This is a genomic window from Clostridium akagii DSM 12554, assembly GCF_000686725.1.
GTDB lineage: Bacteria > Bacillota > Clostridia > Clostridiales > Clostridiaceae > Clostridium_I > Clostridium_I akagii.
The window spans coordinates 1-16882 of sequence record NZ_JMLK01000015.1 but is presented as its reverse complement, the minus strand read 5'-3'; the positions used below and the strand labels follow the sequence as shown (position 1 = coordinate 16882).

At 31.3% G+C, this 16882-nt stretch carries 15 protein-coding genes and 1 pseudogene; 1 reads left to right on the top strand and 15 read right to left on the bottom strand.

Going from position 1 to position 16882, the window contains the following annotated elements; all coding sequences use genetic code 11:
* Positions 1 to 44: 44 nt before the first annotated feature.
* Together BR66_RS0109100 and BR66_RS0109095 are read right to left on the bottom strand one after the other, a co-directional pair.
* A complete protein-coding gene (locus tag BR66_RS0109100; protein WP_026882652.1) occupies positions 45 to 866 on the bottom strand; it encodes an SDR family oxidoreductase in 822 nt (273 codons plus the stop codon).
* A 313-nt stretch (positions 867 to 1179) separates the two neighbouring features.
* On the bottom strand, positions 1180 to 2532 hold the full coding sequence (locus tag BR66_RS0109095; protein ID WP_026882651.1) for a glucose-6-phosphate isomerase: 1353 nt from the start codon (positions 2530 to 2532) through the stop codon (positions 1180 to 1182).
* Between the two features lie 276 nt (positions 2533 to 2808).
* On the opposite strand from BR66_RS0109095, the gene BR66_RS0109090 reads away from it, so the two are divergent.
* Complete coding sequence (locus BR66_RS0109090; RefSeq protein WP_026882650.1) at positions 2809 to 3465, top strand: HAD family hydrolase; 657 nt, start codon at positions 2809 to 2811, stop codon at positions 3463 to 3465.
* A 65-nt stretch (positions 3466 to 3530) separates the two neighbouring features.
* Here BR66_RS0109090 and BR66_RS0109085 read toward each other — a convergent pair whose 3' ends face one another.
* The 13 genes and pseudogenes from BR66_RS0109085 to BR66_RS26000 form a co-directional block, all read right to left on the bottom strand.
* The gene (locus BR66_RS0109085) at positions 3531 to 4520 is read right to left on the bottom strand and encodes a sugar-binding transcriptional regulator (protein WP_242841136.1); all 990 of its coding nucleotides are present in this window, start codon (positions 4518 to 4520) and stop codon (positions 3531 to 3533) included.
* 128 nt (positions 4521 to 4648) lie between these two features.
* A complete protein-coding gene (locus tag BR66_RS0109080; protein WP_026882648.1) occupies positions 4649 to 5071 on the bottom strand; it encodes a VOC family protein in 423 nt (140 codons plus the stop codon).
* Positions 5072 to 5129: 58 nt separating this feature from the next.
* A complete protein-coding gene (locus tag BR66_RS0109075) occupies positions 5130 to 5822 on the bottom strand; it encodes an MBL fold metallo-hydrolase (RefSeq protein WP_026882647.1) in 693 nt (230 codons plus the stop codon).
* Between the two features lie 181 nt (positions 5823 to 6003).
* The gene (locus BR66_RS0109070) at positions 6004 to 6660 is read right to left on the bottom strand and encodes a GyrI-like domain-containing protein (protein ID WP_026882646.1); all 657 of its coding nucleotides are present in this window, start codon (positions 6658 to 6660) and stop codon (positions 6004 to 6006) included.
* Positions 6635 to 7465, bottom strand: coding sequence for a MerR family transcriptional regulator (locus BR66_RS0109065; protein ID WP_026882645.1), 831 nt, complete (start codon positions 7463 to 7465; stop codon positions 6635 to 6637). The genes BR66_RS0109070 and BR66_RS0109065 overlap by 26 nt, the downstream gene beginning before the upstream one ends.
* Before the next feature lie 93 nt (positions 7466 to 7558).
* On the bottom strand, positions 7559 to 8659 hold the full coding sequence (locus BR66_RS0109060) for an NAD(P)H-dependent flavin oxidoreductase (RefSeq protein ID WP_026882644.1): 1101 nt from the start codon (positions 8657 to 8659) through the stop codon (positions 7559 to 7561).
* 44 nt (positions 8660 to 8703) lie between these two features.
* Positions 8704 to 9846 (bottom strand): AI-2E family transporter, encoded by a 1143-nt coding sequence (locus BR66_RS0109055; RefSeq protein ID WP_026882643.1) that lies wholly within the window; start codon positions 9844 to 9846, stop codon positions 8704 to 8706.
* A 52-nt stretch (positions 9847 to 9898) separates the two neighbouring features.
* The gene (locus BR66_RS0109050) at positions 9899 to 11323 is read right to left on the bottom strand and encodes a HAMP domain-containing sensor histidine kinase (protein WP_026882642.1); all 1425 of its coding nucleotides are present in this window, start codon (positions 11321 to 11323) and stop codon (positions 9899 to 9901) included.
* On the bottom strand, positions 11320 to 12120 hold the full coding sequence (locus tag BR66_RS0109045; protein ID WP_242841135.1) for a response regulator transcription factor: 801 nt from the start codon (positions 12118 to 12120) through the stop codon (positions 11320 to 11322). Before BR66_RS0109045 ends, BR66_RS0109050 begins: the two co-directional genes overlap by 4 nt.
* Positions 12121 to 12739: 619 nt before the next feature.
* Complete coding sequence (locus BR66_RS0109040; protein ID WP_242841138.1) at positions 12740 to 13723, bottom strand: LacI family DNA-binding transcriptional regulator; 984 nt, start codon at positions 13721 to 13723, stop codon at positions 12740 to 12742.
* A 211-nt stretch (positions 13724 to 13934) separates the two neighbouring features.
* Positions 13935 to 15392 carry a sucrose phosphorylase gene (gene gtfA / locus BR66_RS0109035; RefSeq protein ID WP_026882639.1) on the bottom strand — a complete coding sequence of 486 codons (1458 nt, stop codon included), beginning with the start codon at positions 15390 to 15392 and terminating at the stop codon, positions 13935 to 13937.
* Positions 15393 to 15418: 26 nt separating this feature from the next.
* Complete coding sequence (locus BR66_RS0109030) at positions 15419 to 16378, bottom strand: carbohydrate kinase family protein (protein ID WP_026882638.1); 960 nt, start codon at positions 16376 to 16378, stop codon at positions 15419 to 15421.
* 157 nt (positions 16379 to 16535) lie between these two features.
* Positions 16536 to 16882 (bottom strand): annotated as a pseudogene (locus tag BR66_RS26000) (methyl-accepting chemotaxis protein); the annotation flags it as partial.

Here is a 16882-nt window from a genome sequence, read left to right as displayed (position 1 = left end):
CCATCATACATGAACATCACTATACATGTCACAATTTAATCTCATTATCCTCTTGTTTTTCCTCCCGCTACATTATACGTTACTCCATGAATATAATTTGCCCTGCTGGATGCAACATAACAAACTAAATCTGCCACTTCGCTCAATTTTCCCGATCTTCCAAGGGGAATTGTAGTTGTTTTATTATATCCTGCTCTTAATTCATCTACCGTAATTTCACGAGTATAAGCTAATGCAGTTTCATATTCAATGGTTCTAAGTCCTGTTGCTTCTAAAATTCCTGGTGCTACTCCAACAACTCTTATACCTTGTCTACCTAGTTCTTTTGCCCAAGATCTAGTAAATGAATTAACCGCATTTTTTGTTGCTGCATAAATACTTTGTCCTTCTGAACCTTCAAGTCCACTTTCAGATGACATATTTATTACTACTCCTGATTTTGCTTTAACCATTTCTCTAACTACTGCTTGTGTACAAAAAAACACGCCTTTTTGATTAACATTTACTATTTTATCAAAAATAGCTTCATCTAATTCATATTTGCTATGTGGTTCTTTAGCATCCACCAGCAGTCTAGGTATATTTATACCTGCATTATTCACTAGAATATCAATCCTACCAAATTCTAGCTTTGCTTTTTCAACCATTTCATTAACACTGATAGCATTTGATATATCAGTTTTTACATAAAGTGTTTTTCCACTATTTGCTTTTATTTTAAACTCAGGTGCCTTAGAATTCATATCACCCACAACTACATTAGCACCATTATCTAAAAATTCTTGAACCACAGCTTCGCCTATTCCAGATGCTCCGCCTGTAACTATTACCGTCTTACCTTCTAATTCCAACCATGATTTTTGCATAATTTTCAGTCTCCTTATGTTTTAACATTGATTTAGTTTCGATTTTAATTTTAATCCAACTAGAATTTCATCACATATGTGCAATGCTTACTCATTTGTTATCTTCTGTTTTATTATACATCTTTGTGTAACCTTTTTCAATAGTGATTTTATCTTTTTAGCGCACATACCCAAATTAATATTTATAAACATAAAAAGATGATTCCTGTAAAATACAGGAATCATCTTTTATTCAAAATACACTTTTAAATTTTTATTTAGCGAATTGTAGCATTCACATGTTTCTCAATCATTGATTATTTTATTATAGTGATTAATTTAATCTTTTTTCTAATTCATTTCTCAGAGATTCATAACCATTTTTCCCAAGAAGTGCAAACATATTTTTCTTATATGCTTCAACTCCTGGCTGGTTAAATGGGTTTATTCCAGATAAATATCCACTAATACCACAAGCTTTTTCAAAAAAATAGACTAGATACCCAAAATAATATGCAGTTAACTCAGGTACATTAACTACTATATTGGGTACCCCACCATCATTATGTGCTAAAATAGTACCTTCAAATGCTTTCTTATTTATGTAGTCCATTGTATTTCCAGCTAAAAAATTTAATCCATCTATATTTTCAGCACTTTCTTCAATTACAATATTTTTTCTAGGATTTTCAACGTTTATTATTGTTTCAGAAATATTTCTTAAACCCTCTTGGATATATTGACCCATAGAGTGCAAATCTGTTGAAAAATCAACTGCTGCTGGAAATATTCCTTTTCCATCCTTGCCTTCACTCTCACCAAATAATTGTTTCCACCATTCACCGAAATAATGCAAACAAGGTTCATAATTCACTAATATTTCTGTAGTTTTACCCTTTCTATAAAGAACATTTCTAGTCACTGCATACTTATAAGCATCATTTTCATCCAATTCTGGCCTGCTGTATGCCTCTCTTGCGTCCGCTGATCCTTTCATCATTTCATCTATGTTTATTCCTGCTGCTGCAATTGGTAATAATCCAACTGGTGTTAAAACTGTAAATCTACCGCCAACATCATCTGGAATAACAAAAGTTTCATATCCTTCTACATCTGCAAGAGTTTTCAAAGCTCCTTTTGCTTTATCAGTAGTTGCATATATTCTTTCCTTTGCTTCCACTTTTCCATATTTTTTTTCCATATAATCTTTAAAAATTCTAAAGGCCACAGCTGGTTCAGTTGTAGTCCCTGATTTTGATATAACATTAACAGAAATATCTTTCCCCTCAATAGTTTCAAGTAAATCAACCATATATGTTGAACTCAAGTTATTTCCAACAAAATATATAACTGGTGTTTTTCTTTTATCTTTTGAAATATTGGAATGAAATGTATGGGATAACATCTCTATAGCAGCTCTAGCACCTAAATAAGAGCCGCCAATTCCAATCACTATAAGTACATCCGAATCATTTTTTATTTTTTCTGCAGCTCTTTTTATCCTTATAAATTCTTTTTTATCATAATTTACAGGAAGATCAATCCATCCCAAGAAATCATTTCCTTGACCTGTTTTATTGTGTAGCATATTATGTGCTTCTGTAACCATGGGTTGTAAGTATTTAATTTCATGTTCTTCTAAAAAAGAAGCTACCTTAGTTAGATTTAAAGATAATCCTTTAGCCATAAATACACCTCCGTAAAAAATTAATAATCATTGCCTCTGTAATTTTATAAACATGTAGTAATATAAGTATATTTTAAAATTAACACCATAGATTCATGCACATATTCTCATTTTATCACAAATGTCTACATTGTAATTATCTATAAATATAACTAAAATGTCAATATAAATTAAATAATTATAAATATAAATATTTAATTATTAATAATCGTGTAATTTATTATGCAAAAAAATATGCTACAATGGATTTGTCGCATATTTTTTGGGGGGATAATAATGAGTAAAATTGAATTAGTTATTTTTGATATGGATGGACTTATGTTTAATACCGAAGTCCTTACTATAAGAGCTTGGAAAGAAACAGGTAAGTTATATAATTATAGTATATCCAATGAATTTCTTTTAGGGCTCCTTGGAATGAATAAAAAATCAATTCAGGCCCAGTTTGAAAAATGTTTTGGTGATGATTTTTCCTTTGATTTTATGTATAGCGAACAAGGTAAATGCATCAATAAAATTATTGATACAGAAGGACTTGGAATTAAAAAAGGGCTTAATGAATTGCTAAGCTATTTGACTGAAAATAAAATAAAAAAAGCTGTAGCAACTTCAAGTTCAAGAGAGAGGGCTGAAAATCTGCTTTCTATAGCAGGTGTGTTAGATAAATATGATGAAGTTATATGTGGGGATGAAGTTACTAAAAGTAAACCAGATCCAGAAATATTTTTAACCGCCTGCAAAAAATCCAAAGTACATCCAGATAACGCCATAGTGCTAGAAGATTCAGAACGAGGATTAGAGGCTGCTGTTGCTGCTAAAATTAGATGCGTTTTAATTCCTGATTTAGTTGAGCCTTCTAAAAATCATGTAAAATTAGCATATTCCAAAGTTATTAGTTTAATGGACGTTATTAGTCTAAAAAATCTACTATAAATCTAACCTATAACCCAGGGGACTCCGTGTCCCCCATTTAACTTAAGATATGGGCTATAATATCATCATTTTTCATATTCAACTCGCTTAATTTGATCATCTAATTCTAAAATCAACCTAGCAGTCTCTTCAGTGGTAATTAGTACATTAATGAATTTCCCTTTCAAAGCGCTTAATATGGATGGTACTTTCTCTTGGGATTCTGCTACTCCAATAGAATATTCAAGATTTCTTAGCATATCTAATTCTATACCAATGGTTCTATCATTTATATCGCTATCAATTATATCACCCTTTACATCATAAAATCTTGAACATATTTCACCGACTGCTTTGCTATTTTTTATATCCGTTGTATCTTTACTTTTATATTCATTTGACCACACCAAATTCGAAGATTTATGGCGTGAACCTATCCCTACAAAAGCTTTATTAACTTTTTTCCACAATTGTGATATATTTTTGTAATTATCATCTTGAATCACAGCAGCCTTTATGGCCTTGTCAGAAGTTATCGCCGGCGCATATAGATAATGGGCTTTTACTTTAAAAGCTAATGCAACCTTAGAAACTATAGCTGATACATGATTTTCACTGTCTATATCACTAAAACCACCTACTAGTGGAACAATATTAGCAGATATCGCTTTACAATCAGTTAGCGCTCTCGATAATGAGGCTAAAGTAGTTCCCCATGAAAAACCTATAATATCACCATCTTTAGCTATTCTTTTTAAGTACTCTGCAGCTGCAAATCCAAGTATTTGAGATTTAATATCATGAGTTTGCATTGTTTCTGATGGAACTATACAAGTTTCTTTTAATCCAAATCGTTTTTCCATAGCTTCTTCTAATTGAAAACATCCATTGAATTCACTCTTAATCGTAATATTTACAATACCTTCTTCTTTTGCCTTCTTTAAAAGTCTGCTAATAGTAGTTCGATAAATACCCAGTTTGTTAGATATTTGGTTCTGAGTCAGACCATCTATATAATACATTTGCGAAACTTTAACTAGAATTCTTGTTTCTTCCCATTTTGACAAATAAATCACTACTTTCTAAGATATTTCTCATATATATTATAGTGCATCATTGCACATTTGTGAAGTATCTTTTAACTATTTTAAAAGGGTCACGTATATTGTGCCAACTTATTATAGTAGCAAACTATATATTTTATTTATTTTACTCTATTAGCAATTGGATGACTTTCTTTAAACTGCACCAAATCCCATAGGTTACCATATAAATCTTTGAATACTGCAACTGTACCATATGATTCTTCTTTAGGTTCTCTAACAAATTCTATACCTTTTGAGATCATTTCATTATAGTCTCTCCAAAAATCATCTGTTCCAAGAAATAAGAAAACCCGTCCTCCTGACTGATTTCCAATAAATGATAGTTGTTCAGGTTTGGAAGCCCTTGCAAGTAATATTGTTGTTCCTGACGAACCTGGTGGAGACACTACCACCCAACGTTTATCTTGTTCTTGTTGATATGTATCTTCAATTAATGTAAAATGAAGTTTTTTTGTGTAAAATTCAATGGCTTCATCATAGTCTTTTACCACTAACGCAATGTGTACAATAGATTGTATCATTTTATTCCCTCACTTTTCATAAAAAATATTGATCATATTTTACCATGATAACATAGTTTTAGAAAGATTCTGAAAGACCTTCTATTTCACCAAGTGAAAACGGACCACCGTGACCGCAGTAAATCATTTTCGGTGACATTGATATAACCTTTTTAATACTATCATTAGTTTTTTCAATACTATCAGCATACATAGGTAAATTAGGTTTTCCTTTACTAAGCATTCCACCCATAATTAAATCTCCAACAAAAATATTACCATCATCCAAAGCAACAGAAATTGATCCATTAGTGTGCCCAGGAGTTTCTATAATCTTACCTTCAAAGCCAAATTCATAAAGTGGCATTTCGCCTTCTATGATAATCTCTGGATCATAGGTTGTAAAATTCTTTATTGTTTTACCTAAAAAGAGGCTAAAGACTTTCCCTATGGCATTTGTAGGATGCAATTTTGGATTCTTTCCAGTTTTGATTATATCTAAATCAAATTTATGAATGACTGTCTTTGCCCCCGTAATTTTTCTTAAATCATAACTTGAACCCATATGATCGGAATGACCATGTGTAATAATTATTAATTGCACATCTTTATACTCTATACCAGCTTTGTTCATCGCTTCCAAAATATTCTTGTTTGAACCAGGTATACCACAGTCGATGATAATACTTCTACCATTTTTACCTTTAAGAAGAAATGCATACACCATTCCAAAATGTATGGGGATAATTTTGTAAGAACTTTTTTCTACCATAAATCATTCCTCCAACTTTAATATAAATGCTCACTTACAGTATAATGATACATGCCTTTAATGTCAAAATTTATAAATAATAGGTAGTATACTCCCATTTAATTAATAAAGTTTTTTGCATCTTGAACTGCACATCTAATGTATCCTCCATGTTTTAAATACTCAAAGCATGGAGGATACATTAGTATTGAACTGGATGTCTTAATACAGTTTTCAGTTTTTCAGGTTTGGTTTTTCTAGGGTCTGACAGATATATTTCATGGTGCCTTCTTATATTTCCATTAACTTTAATAGAGGAAATTGCATTTTTTAAATTCTGCTCTTTGATAAAAGTTTCGATTTGAGCTATGGTTTTAGGTTCAGCATCATATGGTCCAATATGCATAATTTGAACACACAAACCCTCCGTAAAAGTTTCAAAATGCGCTTTTGAAATATGAATTTTTGGTTTTTTTATCTTCAGTTCAGCGCACGCCCATTCAAATACTTCCTTGGTCACAAATTCTGGCTGTCTAATCATAACTGTCCAGCGGTATTTATCCTTTTGCGTTAGATCCATGTTATCATTTTCAAGCCACCACAATCCTTCAAGTGGCAGAACAACATAGTCAAAATATCCCACGGGTTGGTACTCCATTTTTTTGCTCATTTTAATGATATATGATAATCCGTACAATAACTCTACTGCGGATTGGTATGCACCCCCCTCGTCATTTGGATTTCCTTCTCCATCTACCATAATAAAATTCATGGTTGGCACATCAATAAGAGTTGCTTTAGTTTTTGGTGAATATAAATCCTTGTATTTCTTCTTATAATCCAGTTTTTCCTTTGCCACGGCTTGCCTCCTGTTCAAATGGAATGATAATTTCGGTTATGAACTTGTTTGGATTACCCTTAAATATCATACCCGGACCCTTTATATATACTTCGCGAAATGGTGTTAAACATTTAATGTTATGGCTGATTGCATAATCAAGCAACTCCTTATATGCAAAATTGAGGCTTTCATAACTCCCAAGGTGAGTAGTGCAAATAGCCTTTATCTGAGGTAGTGTTTTTCCAGTAATATTATCTGTACTAATTAATTTTCTGGTCGGCACACAAAGTTCAATATCCGCATTTTCTTTAAATTCAGCATCATAATAACAGTTAAAAGGTTTTCCTAAAGCATTTCCCTTTACAACTTTATAGATTTTCCCTATATGCTTTGAAACATCACTATACTTTCCTTTATACCTTATAGACGCTACTGTAACCGGATCAAATTCCTTAACATTAATTTTATAATTCATAAATATTCCCTCCATCTGCTTTGGTTTAATGCAGAGGTTTATTTTTCTAATCAATTCTTTTTCTTCATCAATTTTTCTCTCTATCATATTCTTTTTTTCTTCTAAGTAATATGATAAATCGGCTATATTTCCGCAGTTATCCAATACATCTTTAATTTCAGAAATAGAAAAATCAAGGTTACGTAGCAAAACAATTAATCCTGCTTTCTCAAAATCACTTTCATCATAATATCTATAGGAATTTTCTTCATCTCGATACGATGGAGTTAGCATATTCTCACCATCATAATACCGTAAAGCTTTAACCGTAAGATTTGTAATTTTAGAAAAGTCGCCTATTTTGTACATATCCTCACCTCTATATAAATAATATAAACTATCCTCTGCACAGGAAGGTCAAGACTAATTGCATCCCAAAAATATATTACCTTTTCAATTTTCCTAATTGTATCCCAAACTGTACTCTGCTTTTAACGATTCGACCAATTTTTTTACTGAGAGCAATTCACTTATTTTATATGCATTCTGTCCTGCAAATACAAAACCATCTTTTAAGTTACCTTTTTTAGCATTAAATAATGCCAAGGAGATGCAGTAAGGACTTTTTTTATAATCACAAGTTCGAATACATTTAAAAGGACAATTGAAGGGTTCTTTTAAATTGTTTTTCACATCATCTAAGAATTTATTTCTAATTGCTCTTCCAGGCAATCCAACAGGACTTTTTATTATTACTATATCTTCCTCTTTGCAGTCAATATAAGACTGTTTAAATTCCATAGATGCATCACATTCATAAGTTGCAACGAAGCGAGTTCCCATTTGAACCCCTGATGCACCCATATTTATAAATTTATAAATATCTTCTCCTGAATATATCCCGCCACCAACAATTATAGGTATATTTATATTGTATTTTATCTCATACTTCTTAACTTCATTAATCACTTCTGGAACTAGCCTTTCCAAAGAATAATTGGAATCAAAGATTTGTTCTTTCTTAAAGCCTAAGTGTCCACCCGCCATAGGCCCTTCAAGTACAAATGCATCTGGCACGCAGTCATATTTTTCAATCCATCTTTTCAGTATAATTCGTGCAGCCCTTGCTGATGAAACTATTGGAACCAATTTTGTCTTACTTTTCTTACCTACTAGATTAGGTAGTTCCATTGGAAGTCCTGCACCCGAGAAAATGATATCTGCCCCCTCTTCAACAGCTACTTTAACAATTTCTTTGTAATCAGATATAGCCACCATAATGTTTACTCCAATTATTCCACTTGTTTGCTCTTTAGCTTTTCTAATCTCATTTCTAAATGCTCTTTTGTTAGCCTCACGTGAATTCTTTACAAAGTCCTGTTCGTCCATACCTATTCCTACAGCTGAAATCACTCCTATGCCACCTTCATTAGCCACAGCAGTCGCTAATGATGAAAGTGATATACCCACACCCATACCTCCTTGAACAATTGGTAGATTTGCAATTAAATCACCAATGACTAATTTGGGCATATTCTTAAATAAACCTTTAATTTCGCTCATAAAATGAAATCCTCCTTTGGCTAATTGATTATTAGTACTAACAACTATTCAGATTTGATTTGATTATCACTCAAACGATTGTTAACTTTATCGACAAAAAATTTGTAAATACTTGCGACTATAGGAACACTCAAAAGCATACCAACAATTCCTCCTAATTCGCCACCTACTATAATTGCACCAAACACCCAAATTCCAGGCAAGCCTATGCTTAACCCTACTACCCTTGGATAAATAAGATTGCTTTCCAGTTGATCTAGTATAAATATAAAAATCAAGAACAATAATGCACTCATTGGACTTACTGTGACAACCATAAAAGCTCCTAACGCTGCTCCTAAATATGTACCCAAAACTGGAATCAATCCGGTAACACCTATAAAAGCACCAACTGCAATTGCATAGGGAAAGCCAAATATAAGCATTCCAACCGTGCATAAACACCCTTTAATAACAGCTTGCACACATTGCCCTAGAATGAAATTTGAAAATGTATTATTAATAACATGAAAAATATATTCTATTTTCTCTATGCTCTTGCTTCTTAAGAATGCACTCATGACCTTTCTTATCTGCATTAATAATTTTTCTTTATTTACTAGAGCATAAATAGCAAAAGTAACTCCAATAATAAAATTCATTAAGCCATTGGTTAATGACCCCATTAATGAAAAAATGGAATTTAAAATGTCATTAAGTATATCTGAGGCGGTAGACATTATACTTTGTAAAATCCCATCAATATTTATATGCAGTGCTACTAACCCTTTTTTAATTACTTCATACTTATCACTATTAACCGTAATAAAATTCTTCACATTTTTTAATATTATGGGGATTTCATCTGTTATACCAGAAACTGTATTCACAAATTGTGGTATTACTATTAAAGCTATTATTACTATCATCCCTATAATTAGCAATATGGATAAGAAAATACAAACAATTCTTTTGGATTTTTTTATAAATTTATTACTTACTTTAGGAAAATATATTTTTTCTAACTTCTTCATTAATATATTTAAAACATAAGCTATTATTAACCCTGAAACTAGTGGCAAAGCAGCATTACCAATATTTCTTAATTGTGATATGATTTTCTCAGAGTACTTTATTAAAAGTACCAGAAATGCTACTATTATTAATAAATACTTAGCTATGCTTATAACTTTTTTATCATATTTCATTTACTTAATTCCTCCATACTTATTGTATAAGCACCCAAATTGGTACGCATTTTCAATTAAAGCTATCCGGTTCTAGCTCAAAGCAAAAACATGTTCCATTTTCCATATCACTTTTGACATGAATGTTTCCATTCATTCTCATGATTACTTCTTTCGCTATGGATAAACCCAATCCAGCTCCTTCTTCTTTATGTGCTTTATCTACTTTATAAAAACGATCAAAAATAAAAGGCAAATCTTCAGACTTAATTAGAGAACCTGTGTTACAAACACATACGATAATTTTTTCTTTTTCTTTCTTTGCATATAGTGTAATAGTGCTACTATCCTTTGCAAATTTGAGAGCATTATCTATTAAAATGGTCAAAGCTTGTGCAATACGATGGATATTTCCATTAGCATAGATGGGGAATTTACCTTTTTTTACAATCAATTGCATATTTTTTTCTTCTGCTAACATTTTAAATTTGTCCTGCTGATCATATAGTATAGCTAAAATATCAACCATCTGCATTTCAAAAGGTGTGTTTCTTGACTGCAATCTTGATAATTCAAATAGATCATTTACTAATACGTTTAGCCTTTCAACTTCATTGTAGATAATTTCATAAAAGTGTTTTCTCTTCCATTCATCTTTTACCATTCCCTCTTTAAGTGGAATAATCAGTCCTTTTACAGCTGTAAGAGGTGACCTGAGCTCGTGAGAGACATTTGCTACATAATCTCGCCTTGTTTGTTCGAGCCTTCTAGCCTCTGTAACATCTTTAAAAAGAAGCACAGTGCCTACAATGGTATTTTCTTCAGAGCGTATCGGAGATCCTGAAATTAATATACTCCTTTCGTTGTAGGAACATGTGACTATCTCTGTTTCTTGTTTTTCAATTGCTGACAAAGATACTTTGAATATTACTTGTCGCACATCCTCCGGCAATTCTTTCAAGCTTGTTTCTTCACCAAACATTTCTTCAAAAGTACGATTTTTTAGATTGATTTTTTGGTTTATATCAAATCCAAGTAACCCATCTCCCATGGAGTTCAGTATCTGCTTTAGCAAGTTCCCCTCTGTAGTAAGAGAATTAATGGTATTGGAGAGCTCTGATGCTAGTTTATTTAATGTATCTGCAAGTTGCCCCATTTCCCCACTGTAATTTACCTTAGCACGAATTGAAAAGTCTCCCTCTGACATGGCTATTGCAACTTTTTTCATTTCTACTAGTGGACTCGCGATTTTTTTGGATGCAAACAAAACCGCTGGTCCCACCACTACTAAGGTAATAAGCATTGAGCAGAGCACCCCCGTATTAACTCCAAATATTATTTGATTAGCATCCTTTAATCGTTCTTGAATATATTCATTATAGAAACTATACAGGGTGATTGTAAGTCCAATGGATATCAATACAAAAATTAACATAACAACAAAAATGACCTTTACAGATGAACTTTTTATATTTAAATACTTTTCTTTTTTTTTCATATTCCCCCCTCGAACTTATATCCAATTCCGTAAACAGATTGAATTCGCTCTGCATATTCTCTTGGAAGATGTGAACGAATTCTGTTTATGTGAGTATCAATAGTCCTCCTATCCACATAAGTATAATCTGCCCCCCATACCTTATCTAGGATTTCATCTCTTGATAGCACAACCCCTGGATTTGACAAGAACAAAAATAATATCTCAATCTCCTTAGGTGTAGCACTTATTAAAACATCATTAAAAATAACTTTATAAGTAGCTACATTGACTTGTAGATCACCAAATTTAACATTGGACGATACTTTTTTAACATTTATATCTTCTATCCTTCTAAGCACGGTTTTAACCCTAGCAACTACTTCCCTTGGATTAAATGGTTTTACAATATAATCATCAGCTCCTAATTCAAGTCCAAGAAGAATATCGATTTCCTCTCCTTTTGCAGTGAGCATTATAATCGGAACTTTAGACACCTTGCGTATTTCTTTGCATACTTCAATTCCTGATGTATAAGGCATCATAATATCCAAGATAATAAGATCAAAGTTACCCTCTAATGCTTTTTGCAATGCTTCTTCACCATTGTATACACTTGTATATAAAAAATTATTATCATCCAAATATATGCCAAGTGAACTATGAACTGCCTGATCATCATCACAAATCAGAATATGTGCCATTTGTACTCCCCCATCTATCACTGTACTAGTTTTATTATCACACGTAGTATTTATTAAAATTGCAAACTCATATGTTTTACTTTGTAAACCAACTTCATCAACTTTACTATTCATAATTCCAGCATCTCTTTCAGTTTTAGCGGAGAAACTCTCTACTATCGTAATTTGTCTTAATTATAATGAATAAATAAAGTAATTTCTACAAATTTAACAATTGTCTACAATTGTTAATATTATGCTACATATTTGTATCGCAATTTAAATAAACTGCCAAAATTAAAGTAAAAGCTATAGCATTTACTTTAATTTTAAATGCTATAGCTTTTTGTATTTATTTCTTTGGGTATTATAATTTTGCCAACAAATAGGAGTAGCATACATTAATAGTGAATAAACTATATACATTGGAGCAATTGTATTATGATAAAACCAAGATTGTACACAAATTTCTGTTGAAATCTTACACAATCTACAATCACTAGTGAATCTATATGTGTCGAAGAACCAACAAGACGAGGTGGTCAAGTTCTATTTTTTGCTCCAATTGGCGCTACCTTTAGACAAACTGCTAACAAGATAGATGTAGATGAAGATTAACAATTTCAGAGCCTACTAAAAAATACAGGGCTCTAAAGATACGCCATTAAAGACTTCTAATTCTACATTGACGACAACAGAGTAGCAGACCTCCGCTATTCAAGAAGTTTCTGTTTTAGCCGACTGACTTAATCAGTTAATACTTATTTGACTTTAAGCTCGATTCTCTGACTACAATTCTTGTTTTTAATATTATATGTTCTTCCTCTATTTTTTCTTTATGGTTTATCTTATCAATCAAAATTTGAATAGACTGTTTTCCTATTTCTTCGATAGGTTGTGCCACACTACTCATAGTTGGGCTTACCTCCTTACCTATAAAAGTGTTATCAAAACCTACTAAACCAACTTTTTCTGGCACAGCTATTTTTATTCCCTTTAAAATGTGTAAAACAAGTAATGCTTGTATATCATTATAAGCCAATATACCTATACGTTCATTTTCCAAACTATTTATTATGTATTTCTCTAACTTTACTCTAATTGAATTGTTATGTTTTCCGTCTATACTACTCCAACTTTTTTTCATATCAAAACCTGAAATCTGTATTTCATCCTTAAATCCTCTACCTTTTTCGTCAATATTGTTTCCTACAAAAGCAAACTTTGAATATCCCATATTAATTAAGTGTTTTGCTACATCTTTTCCAGCCGAATAATGAGATATTGATACACAACTCCATCCCTTTAAGTCTTGAGTAATTACCACCGATGGAATATCAATATTTTTTAACTTAATTAAACTCATTTCTTGATTGCAAGGGACTATTAAGATTCCATCCACCTTATAACTTTTCAATATATTTATATATTTTTTTTCTTTTTCAAATTCATAGTTAGTATTACATAAGATAATACTGTATCCATATTTTGCTGCTTCACTCTCAATAATTTTAATGATATCGGGAAAAAATGGATTGGCTATATCCGTAATTATTACACCTATAAGTAATGACTTGTTCCCTACTAAACTTTGAGCAATAATATTAGGTTGATAATCAAGTTCTTTAATCAATGCCATTACCTTTTCTCTTACTTCCGCATTTACTGGAGCACTTCCATTTATAACTCTCGAAACAGTTGACTGAGACACCCCAGCCTTTTTCGCAATATACTTCATTGTAACCACATGAAAACCTCCCAATATTTTTTTTGCGTTCGTATTCATAAATTATGATTAATTCTATCATTTAACACATTTTAGGTCAATATTCTTAATGTAGGCAATAAAAAAAAATCAGTTTATCCCTAAAATAAACTGATCCAAAAATTCTTTAATTAAAATTTTACTCCAAGTGAATAATAATATTGTTATTTATTGTTATTTATTTTTAATATATCCCTAATAATTCTTTATACTCTTTTGTTTCCAAACAATAATATTTTATAGAAAATCTGTATGAAGCAATATTAGCCGTTAATATTGTTTTATAATCTCCTTTTTTCCAAGATATCTTTAATAATTGTTTGTCTTCCACATCATCAATTAAAATATCACCATTAAAAGCAGGATATGAATTCCTAAATTTCATAAGATTTATAATTCTTTCCATGATAGGTCTTTTAAGACTTTCTTCAACCTCTTCTTTAGTATAATAATGACGATTTATATTTCTACCTACTTTAGTTTTTTCAAGTAGGTCAATATCATTTTCACCCGCTAAAAGCCCAACATAATATACTTGTGGTATTCCTGGGGCGAAAAACTGAATAGCCCTAGCAAGTACATATGCATCATCATTATTTCCAAGTGCTGAATAATAAGTACAATTAACTTGATATATATCTAAATTATTATATGCAACCGTGTTATATATTTTCTTTACATTTGCTCCTTTAGAAAACAAACATTCCCTTGTTTTTTCTATCTCCTCATCACTTAAAAGATCTTTAACATCAACAATTCCTATACCATCATGAGTATCCAATGTTGTAAATTGTTTTTTGGGGCATATTTTCAACCAGTTAACAAGCTTTTTCCTTGATCCGCTGTAAAGGCTATGAAGCAATAACATAGGAAGTGCAAAATCATATATCCAATAGCCTTTTTCTGCAAGTTTCATCTGAATTGAGTAATGTTCATGTATTTCAGGAAGTATTTCAACATTTAATGGTTTTAATATACCCTTAACATAATCTAACAATTTCCATGTATCCGGTTCAACAAAAAAGCAACTTGTCCCACATCTTTTGGTAGCATATGCAAATGCATCAAGCCTTATAATAGAAGCTTTATTATTTACCATATTTAATAAAGAATCCTCAATAAACCTTTTTGTTACTTCTGAAGCTACATTTAAGTCAACTTGTTCACTATCAAAAGTGCACCATACTTTTTCTGTTGTTCCATCTTCAAATTCTGCGTTTATGTATGGTGCTCGTGGTTTTCTTTTATATATTAAATCTACGTCTTTCTGAGTTGGTGCACCACTTGGCCAAAAATCTTTATATCTTATAAAAAAATCAGCATAAAGAGAATTATCTTTATTTTTTTCAAAATCTTTGAAGAATTTAGAACTTCTAGATATATGATTAATCATAAAGTCGTACATTAAATAAAAATCTTCACTTAAATTTTTCATGTCATCCCATGTTCCAAAGTTCTCATCAACATCCTCATAGGTAAGGGGAGCAAATCCTCTATCAGCTGATGATGGAAAGAAGGGGAGAATATGAACTCCTCCAATACAATCCTTAAAATGAGATTTTAAAATATCGTTCATTTCATTGAGATTTTTTCCTAAACTATCAGCATAAGTAATTAACATTATTTTGTTTTCCATTTCCATGTATATGCTCCTATCATATTAAATAATTAGTTTAACTGTTCTACTTCTTTTAATGTAGGTAAAGCATCAATTGCTCCTAGTTTAGTGCATGCCATAGCACCAACCTTGTTACTAAATAAAACCATTTCTTTGATTTTTTCAAAATCATTTATTAGATTTTTAGGATTTTCCTCTTTAGAGATCTTATAAAGAAATGCTCCTACAAAAGCATCCCCTGCTCCTGTTGAATCAATAGATTTTATTTTTATACTACTAACTATACTGACATTTTCTCCATTAGAAATCAATGTTCCATCTTTTCCTAATGTAACAGCTACAAGTTTTGCACCTAAATTATGAAATTCTTTAACGCCATCTTCTAAGTTTTTCTTTCCTGTTATTATTTGAATTTCTTCATCACTCACTTTAACAAAGTCTGCATATTTTATACAATTTTTAGATACCGTTATAAATTCATCCAATCTACCCTTCCACAAATCTACTCTGTAATTTGGATCAAATGATATAAAAGATTGCTTTTCACTTGCAAGTTCCATAACTTTCAAATAAGTATCCTTAGATGGTCCTCCTAATAAAGCAGTAGCTGATCCAAAGTGAATTATATTGAAATTTTTGAATTTTTCACTGTCTAAATCGTCCCATGTGAAAAGTTCATCTGCACCTCTATTAAAAATAAAATCTCTTTCTCCGTACTCATTTAATGAAACAAACGCAAGAGTAGTATTTGAGTTATTATCCATCACAAGCATTGAGGTATCAACTCCAGTCTGCTCCAATGTATCCTTTAAAAATTCTCCAAAATTATCATTGCCTACTTTTCCAGCAAAGTAAGCTTTTCCTCCTAACTTTGTTAAAGCTGCCGTAACATTAGCTGGTGCACCTCCTGCTTTTTTTACGAAGTTAATCCCTTTAGTTAACCCCTCATTTACATCTGAACAAATAAAATCAATTAACAATTCGCCTAAACATAATACACAATTTAACAAAAAAAACACTCCTTTCAAAATATTGAAATGGTACTCCACCTATTTGTATTTATCCAATAAAAAGCATCAGTCTTGAATACGTATTCAAAGTCTTGTTTTATACTAGCATTAAGTATTTATCCTGTCAAGATTATAATACTTAATGTATCTTAGCATATCAGAGCCTAAATTCATTCATATGCTCATCCATAGCCAAAGAACTTTCCTTACTCTCTTCATTTTGTTTCAAAATGGAATCACTTTTTTCACTTACAGAATCTATATTTTTAACTATATCACCCGAAGCCCTTGCCACATCTGTAACAGTTACAGCAACCTCATCTAACGCACTTGACATTTGGTCTACTGAATCAGATATAGTTTTAGAAACTTCCGCAAAATTCTCTACCAATAATTTCACAGTATCTCCATCTTTTTTATACTCTTCACTAATTTTAATGAAATTAGCGTATTCACTTAAAACATCTTTTTCAATATAATCCAATAAATCCTGAGATGAACTGG